16 protein-coding genes are annotated in these 19,239 nt (G+C 57.1%); 6 read left to right on the top strand and 10 right to left on the bottom strand.

Going from position 1 to position 19,239, the window contains the following annotated elements; translation table 11 throughout:
* Window positions 1–255: 255 nt before the first annotated feature.
* A complete protein-coding gene (gene lpxK, locus Mal52_RS26610; protein ID WP_197534483.1) occupies window positions 256–1,329 on the top strand; it encodes a tetraacyldisaccharide 4'-kinase in 1,074 nt (357 codons plus the stop codon).
* On the opposite strand, the gene Mal52_RS26615 is transcribed toward lpxK, so the two are convergent.
* The 4 genes from Mal52_RS26615 to ilvN all read right to left on the bottom strand — a co-directional run bounded on the left by Mal52_RS26615 (window position 1,293) and on the right by ilvN (window position 5,268).
* Window positions 1,293–2,192, bottom strand: a complete 900-nt coding sequence (locus Mal52_RS26615) for a hypothetical protein (RefSeq protein WP_145379728.1) — start codon at window positions 2,190–2,192, stop codon at window positions 1,293–1,295. The two genes, lpxK and Mal52_RS26615, sit on opposite strands and share 37 nt — an antisense overlap.
* A gap of 147 nt (window positions 2,193–2,339) precedes the next feature.
* Window positions 2,340–3,320 (bottom strand): hypothetical protein, encoded by a 981-nt coding sequence (locus Mal52_RS26620; protein WP_145379730.1) that lies wholly within the window; start codon window positions 3,318–3,320, stop codon window positions 2,340–2,342.
* Window positions 3,321–3,550: 230 nt separating this feature from the next.
* Window positions 3,551–4,549: a ketol-acid reductoisomerase gene (gene ilvC, locus Mal52_RS26625; RefSeq protein WP_145379732.1), complete on the bottom strand. Its 999-nt coding sequence runs from the start codon at window positions 4,547–4,549 to the stop codon at window positions 3,551–3,553.
* A gap of 224 nt (window positions 4,550–4,773) precedes the next feature.
* Window positions 4,774–5,268 (bottom strand): acetolactate synthase small subunit, encoded by a 495-nt coding sequence (ilvN, locus tag Mal52_RS26630; protein ID WP_145379734.1) that lies wholly within the window; start codon window positions 5,266–5,268, stop codon window positions 4,774–4,776.
* A gap of 293 nt (window positions 5,269–5,561) precedes the next feature.
* Here ilvN and Mal52_RS26635 point away from each other — a divergent pair, with 293 nt between their 5' ends.
* Complete coding sequence (locus Mal52_RS26635; RefSeq protein WP_145379736.1) at window positions 5,562–6,641, top strand: acyl-CoA dehydrogenase family protein; 1,080 nt, start codon at window positions 5,562–5,564, stop codon at window positions 6,639–6,641.
* A gap of 85 nt (window positions 6,642–6,726) precedes the next feature.
* On the opposite strand, the gene Mal52_RS26640 is transcribed toward Mal52_RS26635, so the two are convergent.
* The gene (locus Mal52_RS26640; protein WP_145379737.1) at window positions 6,727–7,485 is read right to left on the bottom strand and encodes an SDR family NAD(P)-dependent oxidoreductase; all 759 of its coding nucleotides are present in this window, start codon (window positions 7,483–7,485) and stop codon (window positions 6,727–6,729) included.
* Between the two features lie 217 nt (window positions 7,486–7,702).
* Between Mal52_RS26640 and glgC the strand changes: the two genes are divergently transcribed.
* Window positions 7,703–8,965, top strand: coding sequence for a glucose-1-phosphate adenylyltransferase (gene glgC / locus Mal52_RS26645; RefSeq protein ID WP_145379739.1), 1,263 nt, complete (start codon window positions 7,703–7,705; stop codon window positions 8,963–8,965).
* A gap of 35 nt (window positions 8,966–9,000) precedes the next feature.
* Here the strand turns inward: glgC and Mal52_RS26650 are convergent, their stop codons facing one another.
* Both Mal52_RS26650 and Mal52_RS26655 read right to left on the bottom strand, forming a co-directional pair.
* On the bottom strand, window positions 9,001–10,554 hold the full coding sequence (locus Mal52_RS26650) for a serine/threonine protein kinase (protein ID WP_145379741.1): 1,554 nt from the start codon (window positions 10,552–10,554) through the stop codon (window positions 9,001–9,003).
* A 555-nt stretch (window positions 10,555–11,109) separates the two neighbouring features.
* Window positions 11,110–11,724: a sigma-70 family RNA polymerase sigma factor gene (locus tag Mal52_RS26655; protein WP_145379743.1), complete on the bottom strand. Its 615-nt coding sequence runs from the start codon at window positions 11,722–11,724 to the stop codon at window positions 11,110–11,112.
* 392 nt (window positions 11,725–12,116) lie between these two features.
* Here Mal52_RS26655 and Mal52_RS26660 point away from each other — a divergent pair, with 392 nt between their 5' ends.
* Complete coding sequence (locus tag Mal52_RS26660; RefSeq protein ID WP_145379745.1) at window positions 12,117–12,644, top strand: hypothetical protein; 528 nt, start codon at window positions 12,117–12,119, stop codon at window positions 12,642–12,644.
* Between the two features lie 81 nt (window positions 12,645–12,725).
* On the opposite strand, the gene Mal52_RS26665 is transcribed toward Mal52_RS26660, so the two are convergent.
* Entirely contained in the window at window positions 12,726–13,217 is a 492-nt protein-coding gene (locus Mal52_RS26665; RefSeq protein WP_145379747.1) for a 6-pyruvoyl trahydropterin synthase family protein, read from the bottom strand.
* Window positions 13,214–14,137 carry a triphosphoribosyl-dephospho-CoA synthase gene (locus Mal52_RS26670; protein WP_145379749.1) on the bottom strand — a complete coding sequence of 308 codons (924 nt, stop codon included), beginning with the start codon at window positions 14,135–14,137 and terminating at the stop codon, window positions 13,214–13,216. Before Mal52_RS26670 ends, Mal52_RS26665 begins: the two co-directional genes overlap by 4 nt.
* 526 nt (window positions 14,138–14,663) lie before the next feature.
* Here Mal52_RS26670 and Mal52_RS26675 point away from each other — a divergent pair.
* A complete protein-coding gene (locus tag Mal52_RS26675) occupies window positions 14,664–16,427 on the top strand; it encodes an ArnT family glycosyltransferase (RefSeq protein ID WP_145379751.1) in 1,764 nt (587 codons plus the stop codon).
* An 847-nt stretch (window positions 16,428–17,274) separates the two neighbouring features.
* A complete protein-coding gene (locus Mal52_RS26680; RefSeq protein ID WP_145379753.1) occupies window positions 17,275–18,219 on the top strand; it encodes a ParB/RepB/Spo0J family partition protein in 945 nt (314 codons plus the stop codon).
* A gap of 143 nt (window positions 18,220–18,362) precedes the next feature.
* Here the strand turns inward: Mal52_RS26680 and Mal52_RS26685 are convergent, their stop codons facing one another.
* Window positions 18,363–18,734 (bottom strand): hypothetical protein, encoded by a 372-nt coding sequence (locus Mal52_RS26685; RefSeq protein WP_145379755.1) that lies wholly within the window; start codon window positions 18,732–18,734, stop codon window positions 18,363–18,365.
* Window positions 18,735–19,239 lie beyond the last annotated feature (505 nt).

Consider the following 19,239-nt stretch of genomic DNA (forward strand, 5'->3'; position numbering starts at 1 on the left):
GACAACTTGCAGATCAGTATCAGCGATTCGCGTCAGAGGGTTTTGAAACGACTTATTAAGTAGAGAAGAGTAGGGCAGGCTCCTGCCTGTCGCTTTGAAACCTCGGCATCGGGGTGCCACTGGCGGCTTGTCCGCTAGTGCCGCTGATCGGTGATACTTTAAAAAACATCAACCACGTACCGGGTGCCACTGCTGGCTTGTCCAGCAGTGTTCTCCCCGGCCACGCGGTGATTCCTTCCGGGCCATTGTCCCGACGTGAATGAAAAAAACTTTCGCGATCTGATCTCCGGAAAAACGCCAGGCCTTGGGCCAACCCTGGCGCGCGGCGGACTGCGACTGCTCTCACCGTTCTACAGTTGCGGCGTCAGACTTCGCAACGCGGGCTTCCATTTCGGTCTGCACACGATTCATCGCGCCCCAGTGCCAGTGGTCAGCATTGGCAACCTCACCACGGGCGGCACCGGCAAGACTCCCTTTGCCGCTTTCCTGGCCCATTGGTTTCGCGATCACGACCGGCAGGTTTGTTTCCTCAGCCGCGGTTACCGCGCCGAATCAGGGCAAGTCAACGACGAAGCCCGCGTGCTCGAGCAACTCTGCCCCGACGTCCCTCACCTCCAAAATCCCAACCGCGTCGCCTCCGCACAGACAGCCGTCACACAGTTCAATGCGGAACTGCTCATCCTGGACGACGGATTCCAACACCGTCGCCTACACCGTGATCTGGACATCGTCTTAATCGACGCCGTCAATCCCTGGGGCTACGGATATCTCTTGCCGCGCGGATTGCTGCGAGAACCACGCACCGGTTTACGCCGCGCCGATGTCGTCGTCATCACCCGCGTCGATCAAGTCGACGAAGACCGCCTGGCCGCCATACGCCAACAAATCAGCCAATACACTCCTGTTGAACCGGTCGAAGTCTCGTTCCCTCCCATGCGGCTAATCAACGCTGCCGGTCAAACGGCCGAAATCAATTCGCTGCACGGTCTGCCATTGGCAGTCTTCTGTGGGATCGGCAACCCCACCGCCTTTCAAGCAGCCATCGAAACCCTCGGCCTGACAATCGCCGCGTTTCGCGAATTCCCCGACCATCACCCCTACGGCAACGACGACGTCACACAACTCAAACGTTGGGCTGCAGACGCGAACGCATCAGCCGCGCTCGTCACGCAAAAAGACCTCGTCAAATTGGACATGACCGACTTAGACGGCGTTCCTTTGTGGGCTTTGGAAATCGGCTGCAAAATCAATCGCGGCGAAGAGACGCTCTCAGCGGCGCTCAACCGCCTGATTCAATCGTCGACAGCCTCCGACTCTGCGGAAGCATAATCGTCCTCGTTTGGATCCCCCACGTCGTCTTCAGGGACCTCTTGCGGCAAGGCCGTTAATCCATCGATGATTTCACGGGGGACGATCATGTCCTTGAATAAGTCCAGCGTTCTCGTTTCCCACGCGCCTTGCTTATTAATCTCAGTAATAACTCGCCAGCCAGACAGGAAACAGGATTCGTCACAACCAGGACATTGATACGGTGTCAGTTGGATGTAGTCACTGTCGTGGATAATCTCGCTTCGAAACTCCATAAGTGCCGAATAACGCTCGGTTTCAAGGACCTGAACGAGTTCATCGCGACATTCCGACGAAACCCGTACCTCCAATCCCATTGCTTCCGACCAGCGCCCACATGCTTCACAATAGGGAGGTCTTTTTCTGTATCCTGACACAATGACCAGCCCGCAAATCATTACCGCTTCGCAAACCCAAATCACATACAGTTCCGTACCCAGCGGCTCTTCACCGTTGAATTCCCAGACGCCCTGCTGGGCAATGATTTGAATCACTTGCCAAATAATTTGCGGCGAAAGAATGATCGAACCAGTGAGCAGACCGATATAGGCAACCCAACTGACGTAGACCAAAAACAATCCGACAACAATGCTCACGCCATGGACAACAACGCGATTGCGGACCTTTCCCACGCGCGCCCCATAGTCAACCGCCGATCCTCCCAGGGCACCGATGCTCAAAGCCCCAAAAAGACTAAAGACGACAAACGGATCGTAAAAACTAACTAGTGCGTAGATTGGGCCCATCACCACAGCCGCAAGACCGCCAACGGTGAGCATCGTGAAAATACCCGAAATCGGAGCAGTGTTCGACGGGCGGTAATAACGATCAGCGGCTTCAGGCATCAGCGCAACCCTTTCACGGCGCAGTGAACACGCGGCGGAATTCCAACAACTAAACTCATCGATGCCACCTAGCGGGCGGACATATTGAGGAGCATTAGACGATACGGAATTCTGTGTGTCCCCAGACTCACATTCGTAACGAAACCATCAAACGACCGGCGGTTCCTCGACGTCGGCATCCGCCTTCGGAGGTGACGTTTCCTCACTCGATAAGACCACTTCTTCGGCAGGCGTCTCTGCCGGCAAGGTGGCCAAGCCTTGGACCACGGAGTGGGGGACAATCATGTTCTCGAAGACGGTCCTCTCTTTTGTCTCTTCCTCGCCTTTATCGTTGGTCGTGATCGTCTTACGCACTGCGGTGAGGTGGTCGGTCTCTTCACACAGGGGACAGGCATACGCCGTCAAATGTACGCAGTCCAGCGGATTGACCGTCCCGCTGCGCAAACCCAGCAACTTCGAATACTGCTCTTCTTCCAAGGCTTGTGAAAAATCGGCTGCGCTTTCCAAGGGGACCTTTGCAGCCAATTCCTCCGGCTCTGTCCAGCGATTGCACGCTTCGCAAAACGGAATGCAGTCCCCCATGCCTGTGAGTAACGCAATGCCTCCGATGATTAGCGCTTCGAGCGCCCAAATCGTATATAGCCCTGAGGCGGACGGCTTCGAACCGCGCATTTCCCACAGAGGGTTTTCAGCAAAAAACTGGATAAAGGCCGTCACAGCCACCGGATTCGTGACGACTAGGCCGATCGCAGCTTTGTCTTCTGCATCGGCGTTCATTTGGATGACCAATGATATATAGGCCACCCAACACAGATACACAGCGACTGCCGCAATCACAAAGCTGACGCCGATAACGACTTTACGATTCCTGACCCGCCCAATCCGTGTGCCATACTGAATGGCCATTCCGACACCGGCCCCAAAAATCGCTGTGGCAATGATTGTGAAATAGACGAACGGGTTGAAGTACGCCAGCAATCCATAAATCACCGCCAGCACAGCTGCTGCGAGCGAGCCGACGGTAAACATGGTGATGATGCCCGAAATCGGAGCAGCACTCGACGGGCGATAATAACGGTGAGCGGTTTCGGACATGTCCACGGCCCCTTCAGTTCGTGGTGATTTCATGGCGAATTTCTAAAATTGAAATTCTCAAGCCCCATCCTACGGGCGGATTTTCTGGGGAGCAAGAAAATTCACCGACCGTTTCAAATTCTCCTCCGCCTCCGCTGAGGCAGAACACCCCAGCGCAAAAAAACGACCGCCACCAATCAAGGCAACGGTCGTTTTTGAATCTCTATCGGGGTGCCCCTGGCGGCTTGCCCGCCAGTGCGATGCACGCGATGCGTCTCGCAAAATTACTTCGCGTCGATCCAGCTCATCATGCTCCGCAATTGCTTGCCGACCGTTTCGACTTCCGAGGTTTGACCCCGACGTCGTTTGGCCAAGAACGTGGCGCAGTTGGCTTTGTTCTCCAAGATCCATTCCTTGGCGAATTCGCCGTCCTGGATCTCCTTGAGAATCTTCTTCATTTCCTGCTTGGTCTCTTCGGTGACGATCCGCGGTCCGCGGGTGTAGTCGCCGAACTCAGCAGTGTTGGAGATACTGTACCGCATGTAGCTCAGGCCGCCTTGGTACATCAAATCCACGATCAATTTCAGTTCGTGCATGCATTCGAAGTACGCCATCTCCGGCTGATAACCCGCTTCGACCAACGTTTCGAAGCCCGCGCTAACCAGCGCGCTCACGCCGCCGCACAGCACGACTTGTTCGCCGAACAGATCCGTTTCGGTCTCTTCTTCAAACGTCGTTTCAATAATCCCCGCACGGCCGCCGCCGATGCCTTTGGCATAGGCCAAAGCCAGTTGCCGCGAGCTGTCCGACGCGCCATCGCCCAGTGCGATCAAGCTCGGCACACCGCCGCCCTTTTCGTATTCGTACCGCACCAAGTGGCCCGGACCCTTGGGAGCCACCAAAGCACTGTCCACCCCTTCGGGGGGCACAACTTGGCCGAAGTGAATGTTGAAACCGTGCGAGCAAAGCAGCAAGTTGCCCGGCGAGAGGTTGGGTTTGATTTCGGTACGATACAAATCGCCTTGCACTTCATCCGGCAGCAGGATGTTCACCAAATCGCCCTGTTTGGTCGCTTCGGCAATCGAGACCGGCTCAAAGCCATGCTTGACGGCCAAATCATAGTTGGCCGAGCCCTTACGCTGTCCGATGATTACATTCAACCCGCTATCACGCAGGTTCTGTGCCTGGGCATGCCCCTGGCTACCGTAGCCCAAAATCGCAATCGTCTTGTCTTTGAGTAATGCCAAATCAGCATCGTCATCGTAATAAATCTTCGCGGCCATGATTCTGCTCTTTCAGTTTCTGCAAATTACAATCTGTGGTTTGTTGTGAATTGTTGTATCTAGTTCCCAAACTCTGTTTGGGAACGCTCGTCCGCGAAGCTCTGCTTCGCACGTCCAATATTCAAGTCATTCATCCAAAACAATGCGCCGAAGCGGAGCTTCGGACCATTGGGTTCCTAAACAGAGTTTGGGAACAAGGACATCAACACTTAGACCTCAGGCGTTTATTCCCCAACCGCACTGTCCGCTCCGCGGGTCAGGGCAATCCGTCCGGTGCGGACCAGTTCGATGATGCCGTACGGTCGCATCACTTCGACGAACGCCACCAGTTTTTTCTCTTGGCCGGAAATCTCGATCATCACATGTTCCGGCCCGACACCGACGATGCTTCCTCGGAAAATTTCGGTCAATTCCTTAACGTCGCTCCGCGTCCCGTTTTCCGTTTTGACTTTGATCAACATCAAGTCGCGTTCGACGTATTCTTCTTGCGATACGTCCAGTACCTTGACCACGGTTACAATTTTTTCCAGTTGTTTACGTGCTTGATCGAGTACCCGATCATCGCCGGCTACCACGAAGGTAATCCGCGAAAACTCGGGATTCTCAGTTTCACCAACAGCCAGGCTGTCGATATTAAAGGCGCGGGACGCCAACATACCGGAAATGTGGGCCAAGACCCCGGGTTGGTTCATCACCAACGCCGAGAGAACGTGTCGCATAGAACGAAATTCTCCTGTTAAAAACGAGGGTAAAAAGCAAGCTTTGCCCACCCAAACGGGCAAGTGTGCACCATCAGCGCGGCCGGGTCGGCGCAGACCGCCTCCCTGCCTGTGCAACGTGAATGCAAAGAGTGTAATTGTCGAGACCTCGGATCACAAGCGTCCGCCGTTTTCGCCCCCAAATCCCCACACTTGAATTCCGCCAGCCGACACTCGACAATAGGGGATGACCGCCGCACATCTTTCGCAAGTTGTTCCTGTAGTATGAGATAGGCCGACACTCCGGTATTCGCATGGCATCCAACTCCCCGCCCACAACACAACCGATCGAGCCTTTGCTCAAACGGCTCGCCGAAACCACCGGCGAGCTCGACCAACAACAAATCTGGCCCAGCCAGCAATTGCGCTGGCTGGACGAGGCGGGCGTCCTGGGCTGGACGGTCCCCCGCGCCTATGGCGGATCCGAAATCTCCGCCGCCGAATTGGTCGCAGGCTACGAGCAACTCTCCGCAGCCTGCCTCACGACCACCTTCGTCCTCACACAGCGCAACGGCGCCATTCAGCGCATCGCCGGCTCGGACAACGAATGTGTACGGGACACGCTCTTGCCCGGCTTGGTTCACGCCGACATCTTTGCGACGGTGGGCATCTCGCACCTGACCACCTCCCGGCAACATGTCGCCAAACCAGTGGTCTCGGTCCGCGAAACCGCTGCCGGTTTCGTCTTCGAGGGATTCATGCCTTGGGTCACCGGAGCCCGAGCGGCGGACTACATTGTCAGCGGCGGCACGCTGGACGACGGACGACAAGTCTTGGCTGCGATCAAAACCGATCACCCCGGCGTCCAGCCGCAAGACCCCGTCAGCTTGATGGCACTCTCCGCCACACAAACCGGCGCGGTGAAGCTCAACGATGTCGAAGTCCCTCGCGACATGTTGATCGCCGGACCCGTCGAACAGGTGATGAAACAAACCTCCGGCGGCGCCGGTTCGTTCACCACCTCTGCTTTGGCACTGGGTGTGACGAACGCCGCTGTCACCTCTCTGTCAAACGAAGCTGCGCGGCGCCCCGACCTCACCGAAGTCCACGAGCAATTCGCCCTGTCCGCCACACAGTTGGCCGAGGACCTGCACGCTGCCACACGTGGCGAGGCCGGTGCCGAACACACCGCCGAATCGCTCCGCCGCCGCGCAAACTCACTCGCACTGCGCAGCACACAAGCAGTCCTCACCGCAACCAAAGGAGCCGGTTACGTCTCCGGCCACCCCGCCGAGCGCGCCGTCCGCGAAGCGATGTTCTTCCTCGTCTGGTCCTGCCCCCAACCCGTAGCCGCCGCCGCCCTCAAAGAATTCGCCTGCACAATGGAGGGATAACCCCTTCCAAAAGCGAGGCGCCAAGGACTGCCCCTATTCTGGCCACCGGCTACTGCCTACCGCCTACTGCCTACCGCCTACCAATTCAGCAGTCCTTAAACCAAAACCCCCCATCCACACGCAACACCTCGCCGGTAATGTAGTCCGCATCGTCGGAACATAAAAACGTTGCCGCTTTGCCGATGTCGGACGGGGTTCCCAATCGCTTCAATGGTAGCTTCGCACCTTGCTCGCGGATCGTTTCTTCGTCAAAGGCGATGTGTTCTCCCGGAGTGTCGATCCAGCCCGGTTCGATGACGTTGACGCGGATGCTGTGCTCGGTCAGTTCCACGGCAATCGTTCGCGCCATGTGGTTCAGCCCCGCTTTAGCCGCGTTGTATCCTACACTCAACCGATACGGCATCGCTGCTTGCACGCTGGAAATGAACACGATCCGTCCCGGCGTCTTCGATTTGACCATCTGCCGCGCCGTTAACTGCGCCACGTGAAATCCGCTCACCAGCGTCCCTTGAATGACCTTTTCAAACACCTCCGGATCGTAGTCGAGGAATTCACAACGCACGGTGTAAGCGGGGTTACTCACCAGAATGTCCAGCGTCCCCGCAGCGGCAATGGCGCGCTCCACTAACTCTTCGCAGCCGCTGCGCGAAAAGATGTCGGACTCAACCACGGTGCACTGTCGTCCCAGGTCGCGAATCTCTTGTGCGGTCGCCTGCACATCAGGACTCCCGGGGCGATCATTGATCACCACATCTGCGCCGGCGCGAGCCAACTCGAGCGCGCAGCCTTTGCCGATCCCGCGTCCCGCACCCGTCACCAACGCCTGTTTGCCGGCAAGTTTCATAAAACACTGTTCCTAATTTTGAATCAAACACAAAATATCGCACAACATCCAATGCGCTGAAAACATTGCCATACGCGGCATTTCAGCGAATCACCATTGCCCATCACTATCGACTTTTGATAATACGGATATCGTAACGGGCCACAAGTGTTGTACTCCGCGGAATGATCGCCACGCAAACGCGTTCTCCGCTGCGTGATGAATGGGGGAAACAGGGATGAAAAATGTTCTCGCCATGGTCTTGGCGGGTGGGAAAGGCAGCCGGCTCGAACCACTCACGCGCGATCGAGCCAAGCCGGCGGTTCCTTTTGGCGGACAATACCGCATCATCGATTTCACGCTATCGAATTGCCTCAATAGCGGATTGCGACAGATACTCGTCCTCACGCAATACAAGGCCGCCAGCCTCGATCGGCATATCAACCTGGGCTGGCGATTCCTCAATCGCGAACTCGATGAATTCATCGACATCCTCCCTCCCCAGCAACGCATTGATGAGCAATGGTATCAGGGCACCGCTGACGCCGTTTATCAAAACATCTACTCCATCGAAAAAAGCCGCCCCGAAGATGTGCTGATCCTCTCCGGCGATCACATCTACAAGATGGATTACTCCGAGCTCGTTCGGGAACATAAACTTTCCGGCGCCGATGTAACCATCGCCTGCATTCCTGCCAGCATCGAAGAAGGTCGGCAATTCGGCGTGGTGCAGGTCGATGACCGCCGCCGCATTGTCAATTTCCAAGAAAAACCGGCCAACCCTCAACCGCTCCCCGACGACCCCAATCGCTGTCTGGCATCGATGGGAATTTACGTCTTCAAAGCGGAGTTCCTCTTCGATGAACTTTGCCGCGATGCGACTCACAGCGACAGCGCTCACGACTTCGGCAAAAATATCATTCCTTCGATCATTGATACGCACCTCGTGCGTGCCTATCCGTTCCACGATAAGAACACGGGTGACAGCCTGTACTGGCGCGACGTGGGGACCATTGATGCTTATTACGAAGCCAACATGGATCTCGTCGCCGTCGCCCCCGATTTGAATCTGTATGACAAATCGTGGCCGATTCGGACCTACCAACCGCTGATGCCGCCGCCGAAGTTTGTCTTCTCTCAGGCCGATGCCGATGACCCCCGCGTCGGACAAGCTTGGGACAGTATCATTTGCAGCGGATCAATCATCTCCGGCGGTCGTGTACTACGCTCCATCTTGTCCACCGACGTCCGCGTGAATAGTTGGGCGGAAGTCGAAGACTCGATTCTGTTCGATGGCGTAGACGTGGGTCGTCACGCCAAAATCCGGCGAGCGATTATTGATAAGGGCATCTCCGTCCCTGAAGGAATGGAAATCGGCTACGACCTCGAGGCTGACCGCGCGCGAGGGTTCACGATCACCGATTCGGGAATCGTCGCCATCGGCAAACTCACCGGCCTAGGCGACCTGGCCGATACCAACCGTGCCGACGCCGTTGCCTGAAACGTAGAGTTTCACTTCAAGCCCAGCGACCACCCTCACGGCGGTACCTGCACGCCGTGTTGTTTCAGCGTGTCTTCCAAGTTTTTGATCCGCTGTTGGTCACGAGTGTGTTGTTTTTCCGCATCCGCCACTGTATTGGATCTGTTAACGTAACCAACCGTGGCGACCACAGCCACAGATAACAACAAGATGAGCACGGCACTGGCCAACCGAGCAATTGTCGAATTGCGTTGGCACCATCGCCAGAGCACCGCCAGCGGGCGTTTGCGGCCTGCATGAATCACGTCGCCGGCTGCGAACCGCCGCAGGTCCTCGGTCAATTCCAACGCCGATTGATAACGGTCGGCGGGATCGGCAGAGATTGATTTGAGGATGATCGTTTCTAGATCACGAGGGATTTCGCGGTTGATGGAGCGTGGCCGAATCGGTGGTTCGGTCATTGCTTGTTGAATCAAACGGGGTGCTTCGGGTTCCGTCACCGCCGGTTGCAATGTGGCGATTTCGTACAACGTCACACCCAAGTTGTAGATTTCCGTCCGCACATCGAATTCGCCACGAAATTGCTCCGGCGCCATATAACGCAACGTCCCCACGGTATCATGCGATTCGGTGAGATTCGTGTCGCCCAACACCCGCGCCAATCCAAAATCAGTCACCCACACCTTGCCGGTAAAATCGATCATCAGATTCGACGGTTTAATATCCCGGTGGTAAATCGCCATATCGTGCGCGTGCTGCAAAGCGCCGCCGACTTGAATCCCCATACCGGCAATATTCCGCCAATAATAGGATTCCGTCCGCACCCCCGTGGACTGAACAAAAAACCTCCAAAACCGCGTCGAGGTATCCCCGCCGGACATCTCGCCTTGATCGTTTGCAGACGTTCTATTCAACGAATGCTGATCCGGCGGATTTCGCCCTTCGAGATGGGGTTGTTCCGTGGTGACTTTCGAAGAGACCAACCGCTGCGCAATCCCGGTCGAAGAGAGCGTCGCATCGGGGCGCGAATCCAGGTACTCATCCAGAGCAGCAGCATCCTCGCCCTCTTCTTCGGTCAGCCGTTTCAGACAGCCAATAATACTGTCCAAAGAATAACCGTCGATGAGTTGCATCGCGTAGTAATGCGATCCATCTTTATCACCCACACCAAACACTGGGGCGATGTTGGTATGGTGCAATTTGGCCGACGAGAGCGCTTCTCGCTTGAATCGCAAGACGTGTTTGGGAGAGGGCAAATAATTAGCCGGCAGCACCTTGAGGGCGACGCGGCGGTTGAGTGAACTTTGCATCGCTTCATAAACGATCCCCATCCCACCACGGCCCACCTCGCGTTGAATCACGAAGTCACCGAACACAGTTTGCGCGGGAAGCGCCGGTTCATCGACGACCACCGTCGGGTGAGAATCGTCCTGCGGCTTGGCTTCCTCGAGGATCGCAATGATCGGAAACAGACTGCGAATCCCCTCGGCATAACTGGGGTAATTGACGAGGTATTCGTCAATCGTCGGATGGTCACCCGCCTGCAATCGCCGTGAAAAATCTTCGGCGAGCATTTCAATCGGGGTCCGCCGTGAGTCACTCCATGTCATATTAACCGCCGTCCACCCCGCATAACTTGAAGCCCAAGTCCCATTCCCAAATCAAGATCCGTACACGATCGAATACAGTATAACAAACAAAGGACTCGCCGATTCACCCAGCACGTTGTGCGTTTTAGGGAGTAACGAGAAACCGTTGTCTCGTTTCACAAAAAATCTCCCCAGACCTTTGGCCGCAACCACAGAAAGTTTTAACCACGAAAGAAACAAAACACACGAAAAGGAAACTACGTTTTTCATCCAAACAATTGTTTGAGTTCAACTGAATCGCTGTAAGTCTTCACCGTTGTCTCTGTATCTATTTCGTGTATTTCGTTTCTTTCGTGGTTCATCTTTTTCAGGCAAACTCAAAATTTGCGAGTGGTGCAAAGTTTTTAAACGTTCGTAGTACGAACAGCAAAACCGACGTCTGAATTTTCACCGAACGGTTCCAGCAGATCTGTGTTTTATCTGTGTTCAATCTGTGGCTAAAATAAAGTCAGAAAGGGATTGCGGTTCGCCCGCGCTGCTGGCGTTCGCACTGAATCCTTCGCAAACCGTAAACGATTAAATGGTTCCCGACTCGTCGACCAGGATCGTTCGCAACCGATTCAAGGCGCGCAGGTAACGGTTGCTGGCCGCTGGTTGTCCGATGCCTAAGAGATCCGCAATGTCCTTGTTGCTCATCTCTTCAAAATGGCGCAACACCAGAATCTCGCGGTCGATCTCGTCCATCCCATCAATCGCGTCGCGCACGCGGGCCAATTTCTCCCGGCGGTCCGCCATGCTCGACGGTGAAGCGATGTTGGAAACCAACTTGTCAGCTAAGATCGCATAGGAAGAGTCCGCTTGTTGCAGCGAGACCTCTTGGCGAATGTCGCGCTTCTGCACACCGAAATGCCGTCGGTGGATATCGATCAACGTCTGCATCGTGATCTGCCGGATCCATAATGAAAACGGCATCGAACTTTGCTCTAAAAAATGCGGCAACCGAGAACGCGCTTCGATGAACGATTGTTGGACCACATCCGACGCATCAACCCGCCGCGTCAATCGACGGTCCATGTGAAACGCAACAAGCCGTTGTAACTGATCGCGATATTGATCAAACGACGACGCCAGTGTCGCTGAATCTTGATGCTCTCGCATTCGCTTAGACGCGTTTGAACGCTCGTCCGCCATACGTCGATTTCCCGCAAATGCCAAATGACCGTCGGCCCTACTTCATTCCACTGCATATCAACAGGCTTGTGATTGCGTCCCACCTCCTATGAAGTGGTAGATGCTGTTGCCCCACCGATCTGCTGATCCAACGCGAAGACTTCGCGTCAAGTTCCATTCTTTGACTGAATCGAGGTGTTGTCAACCCGCGGATGAGGTTTCGAGGCATGCCTGGGTAAACCGGCGGTTGTGTCGTAGCAGTCATTCTGCCAGCAAACTTGCTAAGCCATAAGCGAGAAACCTCTCTATTCCCAATCGAATCAGCGCCCCTATCAGTGAAAACCCTCGATTTTTCTCGTTTGGATACTCATGGAAACTTCTACTCCTCTCTACCTTTTTTGAAAGGGACAACCATGATCAATCTGGTTCACAAACAACCTCGCATCAAGTCGAGATTTCGACCGTGCGCAGCGATGGGATTCGCCATCGTTGCCATGGCCGCACTCGCGATGCCAAACTCCGCGCAGGCACAAATGTGTCCAAACGGGGGAGCAGGCGGTGGATCGACCGGCGGATCGACCGGCGAAACAGCGTCAACCGGTGGAACAAGCGCGAGCAGTTCTGCCACAGGGGCACTTGCTGCTGTGCAAGCCGCGCAACAGATGATGCAGATGCGACAACAGCGCAACGAACAGTACCGGCAGTACCTGCAACAACGCCGCGAAATGTATTTGGCCTCGATTCGTAACAACAACACCGAGACCAAACGGAGTCGCCGCGTGAGCGAAAAAACAGCACAGGCTCGACGCGAGGAACGGCGACTGCTCCGCGAGGAACGGATCGCCCGCAATCTTGAACGGTTGAATCGCATCCGCGAGGAAATCGAAGCAAAAGCCAAAGCGGAGTCGGAGACTCGCATCGCATCCACCGGCGGACAATAACCAATCACGGAAGTGCGGGCCCGCCGCAACGGTGCCACTGCGCACCAAACTTTGGAACCCGGCCCGGGCGACGACCGGTTTCTACAAACTCATTTCGCAAGTCGCCCATTGACCAAAATTTTCTTCGACATCGACCCGTATGGATTCGACCGGCGCTCCCGCCTTTTGATGGACCACATCCTCCAGGCGCCGGCCGATCCAGCGGGCGATCAGCTCCGCCGTCGTGTTTTCCAACGGCAACAAGATACAGTCCTCCCGAGGAAACACCCACCGCCGTTCCTCGAACGTCGCTTCGACTTCACGGTCTCCTGCCACGACTTTGATCTCCGCATGCTCGGTCGGCAATAACACCCGGTGATCCAGCTCATCGACAATCGCCTGCAATTCATCGCGCAGCGCAATGAAATCGAACACGTAATAATTCTCATCGAGCGCCCCGGCCACCTCCGCCGCTACCCGCCAATTGTGGCCATGCAGCCGCTCGCAAATGTTGCCGGCAAACGTGATGAAATGTGCCGCACTAAATACGAGATGGTCTTTGGTCACCCGCACACGAAATCGTTCGTTGGTCATCGTCTTCCTTCATTGATCAAAATGTCCTGGCCCGCCGCACTGTCTCTTGCGTCGCTGAGGGCCTGCCGCGCGTTCTCAAAATCAGCGAGCCCGTCGCGGAAGGCGGCAAATAAAATGGCCGCGATCAGGTCCGCCGTCGTCCCCGGATTGCGACGATGCCCATCGCCGCGCAACCAAACATCCAACTCAGCCACTTCCGTCGATGCCAAATCGGCCGACTCCTCAAACGATTCCAATGCCCGCTGCGCGCGCTGTCGGGCTTCGCCGGCAATCGCTGCTCCGCACTTCCGGGCGATCAACGAATCACCAAATCGTGCCATCAACTTCAATTGCAAATGGACGATCGATGCGTTCCATTGCTCCTGACTCGAGGGGGCATCCGCGAAATGCAAAGTGGCATAATCCAAGACTACGCCAAACCCATTGGCATATTCAGCCGCAATTTGATCCCACTCCGCCGCCCGTTTCATGACGGCCAACAACGACTCGGTCGGCGCCTCGGCCACATCTTGATCCTCGACCGTCCCCATCCCACCTGGTGCGGCAAGACGAATCGCCTCGTAAACCAGCGCGGCATCTTCGTTGTCCACCCCCTCTAAGATGTCGCCGATCCCGTCGGTCAATAGTCGTTCTGGTGGCACCGCCGCCAGTGGCGCGATCAACAAGACGATCCCCAAATTCACGTTCCGCCCCAACGCCTCGCGCGTCGCACGAATCGCCGCCAACACCGTTGGTCCGACTTTCAGTTCTGCCGAACGGGCCAACACCGGTTCGACCACGTGGGCCGCCTGGACGAAATCATCGTAGACCAAATCGACAAACCCGGCGGCGGGATGGACGTTCCCCGGCTTGTGCGCCGTCGCCTCCCACAGGCAAGCGACACGGATCATCTCTTCCAATTGTTTGCGGTCTTGGTGCATGCGTGCATTGTAATCGAATGCTCATTTCGTTGTCGCCCGCACCGCCATACTCTCGGTGAGCAACCGCGGGGGGTCGTGTTCGCAGATGCTGTCACCTTTGTGATTCGCATCTATTGTAGCGCGCCCCTCACCCCCGGCCCCTCTCCCAGAGGGAGAGGGGGGGCATTTTCTTCTCCCTCTCCCTCTGGGAGAGGGCCGGGGTGAGGGTTTCGCATGACAGATGTACTCTCCTCACCATACGAATCGCCAACTGTTTCCCGACGGTGATTCTCTCGACGTGCCGAACTCTCAAATCCAGACCGGCAATTGAACAAGGGCCCAGCGAGGCTAGTCGGGGGAACGTCAAACGTAGCGCGCCCCTCACCCCCGGCCCCTCTCCCGGAGGGAGAGGGGGGAGTTGTTTTGGCGCGTGATTCGTGGCACAGGAGTCTCCGTGGGCTGAGGGTTGTGATGGGGTATGCTATGATCCATGACGCTTAAACCGTCCGGCCCGCATTCTTGAAAACCGACCCGTCGATCCACCTCAATGAACTCACCCCGCCACCTATTTTCAGCATCGACCGTGATCTTGCTCGTGGTAGTCGTCGGCTTCCTGCTTCGCGGCGCGCTGCCGAGTCGTATTGCCATCGAGCATTTCGACGAAGGGGTCTATGCCTCGAATCTCGTCACCGGACCCGAATACGAATACCGGTATCCCAGCCGGCATCTCTTCGCGCCGCCGCTCGGTCCGTGGTTGATCGAGTGGTCACAGGTAGCGTGGGGCATCAATGATTTGGCATCGGTGGCGGTGAATCTCATCGCGGGTGGGCTGACCGTTTTGCTGGTTGGCTTCGTCGCCGCACGCTGGTTCAACGATCGCGCCGGCATCGCCGCCGCCGCGTTGGCTGCTTTGTCGGGAATTCATATTCTGTATTCCCGCACCGCTCTGACCGACCCGCTCGTCTGCTTTTGGATGCTGGCCGCGGTCTATGCGATCTGGTGCTCCCTCTCCTACGGAGACAAAAGCTGGGCGGTGATCGCCGGAGTGCTGACCGGTTTGTCGTGGTGGACGAAGTACAACGGCTGGCTTCCCTTGGCCATCGGTGTGTCGGCAACCATCCCGTGGTTGTTGGTCGGTCGCGACCGCGCACGGCTCCGCACCTCTCTGGTCTGCCTCGTAATCATCATCGCCACCGCCGGGATTGTCTGGTCCCCGGCCTGGTACAACCTGCCCGATGGCTATGCCGCGGTCGCTGCCAATCATCGTCAATACCTCGTCGGCCTCGACCGCTGGCCGCAAACCCTCTGGCAGCAGTTGCTCAATCACCGGCTACTCGAAGGCGCCTTCGGTCCCCTGAGTCTGGCTGCGGCAGTTATTGTTGTGGGGGCCTTTTCGCATCTGCAGGACAATGCTTCCGCAACAACCCGCACCTCGCATTTTTGGAAACTGCTCGCCCTCGCTGTGGGACTGACCGCACTGGCCAGCCTGTCGGCATCCAGCATTGTGCTTGCCGCGCTGGCTGTCTATTGGTTGTGGCGAAACGTCGAATTACGTCCTGCGGAGTCGCCGCCGGATGAAGATCCAGCTGCCGTGCAATTGGCGCTCTGGATGTTGATCGCCTGGATCGCCGGCCTCTCACTGACGACGCCGCTCTACACCGCCTACCCCCGGATCACGCTCCCTTGGCTGGTGCCCATCTGGTTGGCTGGAGGAGCAGGGATTGCTTGGCTGGTCGCCGGCATCAGGCAAGCGGCCGACGAATCACCAACCGCCAGCGCACCACGTGGAACCATCGCCTGGGCAGCCGGAATCATTGTCGTGGGAGTTGCGGTCGCCTTCGCCGGTCGGTATTGGAATCCCGGTTCCACGTGGAGCGCCTGGCAGTCCCACACCGGTCTGGCCGACATCGCTGCTGAGGTCAAGGCGGACATCGAACAGCAGATCGTAGAGCAGGGGGGATCCCCCCGTAGCGACAATTACGTCGTCGATGTCTACGGCGAACCCAGCCTGTTTTTTCAGCTACGACAACTCGGCATCGAGTTAGCCCTGCCGGCCAGCAACCTCAGATTCGCACAACCCGGCCTCGCTCCCCCGACACATCCCACCTTCCTACTCGCCGGTCCGCATGCCCTCCGCAGCTCACAATTCGAGGAGCAACTTGCGGAGACCGCCGGCCGTCTGAAGTTGCTGAAGACCTACCCGTACACCCCCAGCGATTTCGTCCTCCTCAACCAACACCCCCCAGAAGAGATCCGCCAAGCAGACGGCCAGCAGCGCCAGTATTCCGTCCGACTCTACCAACTTGAGTAAAAGTTCCACGTGGAACTGCGGGCGGGCGGCGGGGCCGCTTTGTGCGAGCTTCCGCTCGGTTAGGGTGGGCCGCTCCCGTTGGTCGCTGCGCATTGTTTATTTAGCGCACCGGGAGGGCGAAGCTCCTGCTGAGCCGCAACGGTACCTGCGGCGTGGGACCCCTAAGGAGCCTCGCCCGGAATGACCTATCCAATCGTCAAAGCACCCCAAGGTGGTCTGGCCGCCCCGGTGGAAGTTCCACGTGGAACTTTGTCTCAAACCGGCATTGGACTGGAGCCGGGAACGGTCGGTGCCTACCCGGTCAAAGGGTGCGTCAAACGTGGAACGCCCCTCACCCCCAGCCCCTCTCCCAGGGGGAGAGGGGGGATCCCATCTACTTCTCCCTCTCCCTCTGGGAGAGGGCCGGGGTGGGGGTTTTCGCACGACAGTTGGCGCTCCCCACCCAATCAATCGCTCACGGCAACCCGACGGGTAAATATGCCCCGCGATCCCATCCCAGCAGAGGGTTGAATACGGTCGGCGCCTACCCGGGCAAAAGGTGCGTCAAACGTGGAACGCCCCTCACCCCCGGCCCCTCTCCCAGGGGGAGAGGGGGGAGTTGTTTTCTCCCACTCCATTCGGAGGGGGCGGCGGGGTGAGCTTGTTTTTAACACCCGGATCGCTGGTTACACGTGGAACATCGCCCGACCGCACCGGACGCCCCAGAAGTCATCTTGCTTCTAATCGGCAATGGCAGTTAGAATCCCCGCCCGCGACGATCCTGGACGTTTCGTCGTCGCGTGGACGACCCCGGGCACATCAACGTGCCGCACTTTGGCATGTGGTTTTTATTCGAAAGCGATCGATCATGGATGATCAACAACAAGACTCCAAACGGCGGCTGGGACGTGGACTGAGTTCTCTGCTGGGTGGTTCGGCTGTGGAAACACACGAACCCGATCCGCCCGAAGTGCCCGCTACCATCCAAGCTCCCGGCCCCTCGGAACTGGTGCATGTGGCCGTCGATGAGATCGAGCGCAACCCCTACCAGCCACGCCGCGAGTTCGACCTCGATGCCATCAATGAACTGGTCGACAGTGTTTCGCAGCACGGTGTCCTGCAGCCACTGCTGGTCCGGCTGACAGAGCAGGGCTATCAATTGATCGCCGGTGAGCGGCGGTTGATCGCATCTCAAAATGCCGGCCTGACGACGGTTCCCTGCCGCGTTTTAGAAATCGACGACCAGGCAGTCTTCGAAATCGCCATTGTCGAAAACGACCAACGACAGGATCTGAACGACATCGAACGCGCCCAGGCTTATCAGGAATACCTCGACAAGTTCCACTGCACGGTCGAAGAATTGGCCCGCAAGGTGGGCAAGGGACGCTCCTCAATCAGCAACTGTCTGCGGTTATTGGAACTTCCCAAGTTCATCAAGCAGACCCTGGCAGAGAAAAAAATCTCCGCCGGTCACGCCCGCGCCCTCTTGCCGCTGGAAGACGAGTCGCAACAAATCGCCATGTGCCAGCGGATCCAATCGGAGTCGATGTCGGTCCGCCAGACCGAACAAGCCGTCCGCGACGCCAACGCCGAAGAGGACGAAGCGACGATCCCGTTCGAGAAACCACAAGCGGGCAAACCGGCCCCCCAGCCGAATCACCACCTCTCGTCGCTACAACAGCAGTTGCGTGATCTGGTCAGCGCCAAGGTCGACATCCGCGTCAGCGGCAAGGACCGCGGCAAGATCATCATCCACTTCAACACCAACGATGAGTTCGAACGGATCATCGACCAGTTGAAAAAAGCAGCCTAATTCGAGCTAGCTAAAGAACCCCCTCTCCCCCTGGCAGAGGGCCGGGGTGAGGGGCAAGCCAAGTTTGACGCCCCACCCCTGAGAGGTTGTCGGAGTCGAAATAGAGCAGGGCACCAAGTTCTCTCCAGCAGCCCGCCACCCCCCTATGCCTCTTCCAACCATCGCTGGCCGGATGCGGCTTGGATTTTTCCAGCCAAGCGATTGCTGATCGCAAAGGGGATATCGGGATGGGCCTGGAAGACCAGAGTCACATACTGATAAAAAAACATCTGGCTGCGAACCGCCTGAATCTCCTCCCACGGAATAAAGAGCGGTGGGTGAAAGAGACTGAAAAAGACAACCAGCGGGACAACCGCAATCCTCAGGCCTTGGTCGTTGGCGGTAATATTCAGGCTCATTCCGTACCCGGTCAAGCCCCCCATCGAGCCGGATTGCATCCACCAACTGGTGCCATCGATCTTCTCACGGCAGGCATATGTTTTGGCCAAACGCCGCCAGCCGCCAACTTCTGCCATGATGAACAGAATCGCAGCCTACGCCGCCAGAATTGCCGGGACCAGCCAGAGGAACATCCATGGGGGCTGCTGAAAGTTGATCATGGGGCGCTTCCAATGATTCGGTAGACGACTCGTGACGTGCAAACTCAATGCACGATAGTCTGTCTAAGACAACGTGCCAACCATTGGCGCGGATCACTTTTTGGTGTTCGGCTCCCACCCCCGGCCGGTCCCGAGAATGAAAAATAGCCTGGGGTAGCCGCGATTGCCCCCGGCAATCGGGGCGGGCAAAGCCCGCAAGAAGCCGCAGTTTGTGCGGTCCTAAACAAGCAGAGCCTCATCGGCAGGGACAGCTGAAACTGCTGCGTCTTGTGCCTGCGGCACACCGATTGCTGTGGGCAATCGCTGCCACCCGATGATTACTTCCCCCCTCCGATGAAATGCAATATGTTGCGAAGGACAAATGGAACGCCAAACGTGGATCGCCCCTCATCCCCGACTCCTCTCCCAGAGGGCCAGGGGG

The sequence above is a fragment of the Symmachiella dynata genome (assembly GCF_007747995.1).
In the GTDB taxonomy this organism is placed as follows: Bacteria; Planctomycetota; Planctomycetia; order Planctomycetales; family Planctomycetaceae; genus Symmachiella; species Symmachiella dynata.

Excerpts from the sequence above, each read along its gene's own strand:
- Mal52_RS26685 (WP_145379755.1), bottom strand. The coding sequence starts at position 18,734 with ATGGCAGAAGTTGGCGGCTGGCGGCGTTTGGCCAAAACATATGCCTGC.
- Mal52_RS26615 (WP_145379728.1), bottom strand. The coding sequence starts at position 2,192 with ATGCCTGAAGCCGCTGATCGTTATTACCGCCCGTCGAACACTGCTCCG.
- Mal52_RS26640 (WP_145379737.1), bottom strand. The coding sequence starts at position 7,485 with ATGAAACTTGCCGGCAAACAGGCGTTGGTGACGGGTGCGGGACGCGGG.
- Mal52_RS26675 (WP_145379751.1), top strand. The coding sequence starts at position 14,664 with ATGAACTCACCCCGCCACCTATTTTCAGCATCGACCGTGATCTTGCTC.
- Mal52_RS26680 (WP_145379753.1), top strand. The coding sequence starts at position 17,275 with ATGGATGATCAACAACAAGACTCCAAACGGCGGCTGGGACGTGGACTG.
- Mal52_RS26660 (WP_145379745.1), top strand. The coding sequence starts at position 12,117 with ATGATCAATCTGGTTCACAAACAACCTCGCATCAAGTCGAGATTTCGA.
- Mal52_RS26655 (WP_145379743.1), bottom strand. The coding sequence starts at position 11,724 with ATGGCGGACGAGCGTTCAAACGCGTCTAAGCGAATGCGAGAGCATCAA.
- Mal52_RS26650 (WP_145379741.1), bottom strand. The coding sequence starts at position 10,554 with ATGACATGGAGTGACTCACGGCGGACCCCGATTGAAATGCTCGCCGAA.
- Mal52_RS26670 (WP_145379749.1), bottom strand. The coding sequence starts at position 14,137 with ATGCACCAAGACCGCAAACAATTGGAAGAGATGATCCGTGTCGCTTGC.
- ilvC (WP_145379732.1), bottom strand. The coding sequence starts at position 4,549 with ATGGCCGCGAAGATTTATTACGATGACGATGCTGATTTGGCATTACTC.
- glgC (WP_145379739.1), top strand. The coding sequence starts at position 7,703 with ATGAAAAATGTTCTCGCCATGGTCTTGGCGGGTGGGAAAGGCAGCCGG.
- Mal52_RS26665 (WP_145379747.1), bottom strand. The coding sequence starts at position 13,217 with ATGACCAACGAACGATTTCGTGTGCGGGTGACCAAAGACCATCTCGTA.
- ilvN (WP_145379734.1), bottom strand. The coding sequence starts at position 5,268 with ATGCGACACGTTCTCTCGGCGTTGGTGATGAACCAACCCGGGGTCTTG.
- Mal52_RS26635 (WP_145379736.1), top strand. The coding sequence starts at position 5,562 with ATGGCATCCAACTCCCCGCCCACAACACAACCGATCGAGCCTTTGCTC.
- Mal52_RS26620 (WP_145379730.1), bottom strand. The coding sequence starts at position 3,320 with ATGAAATCACCACGAACTGAAGGGGCCGTGGACATGTCCGAAACCGCT.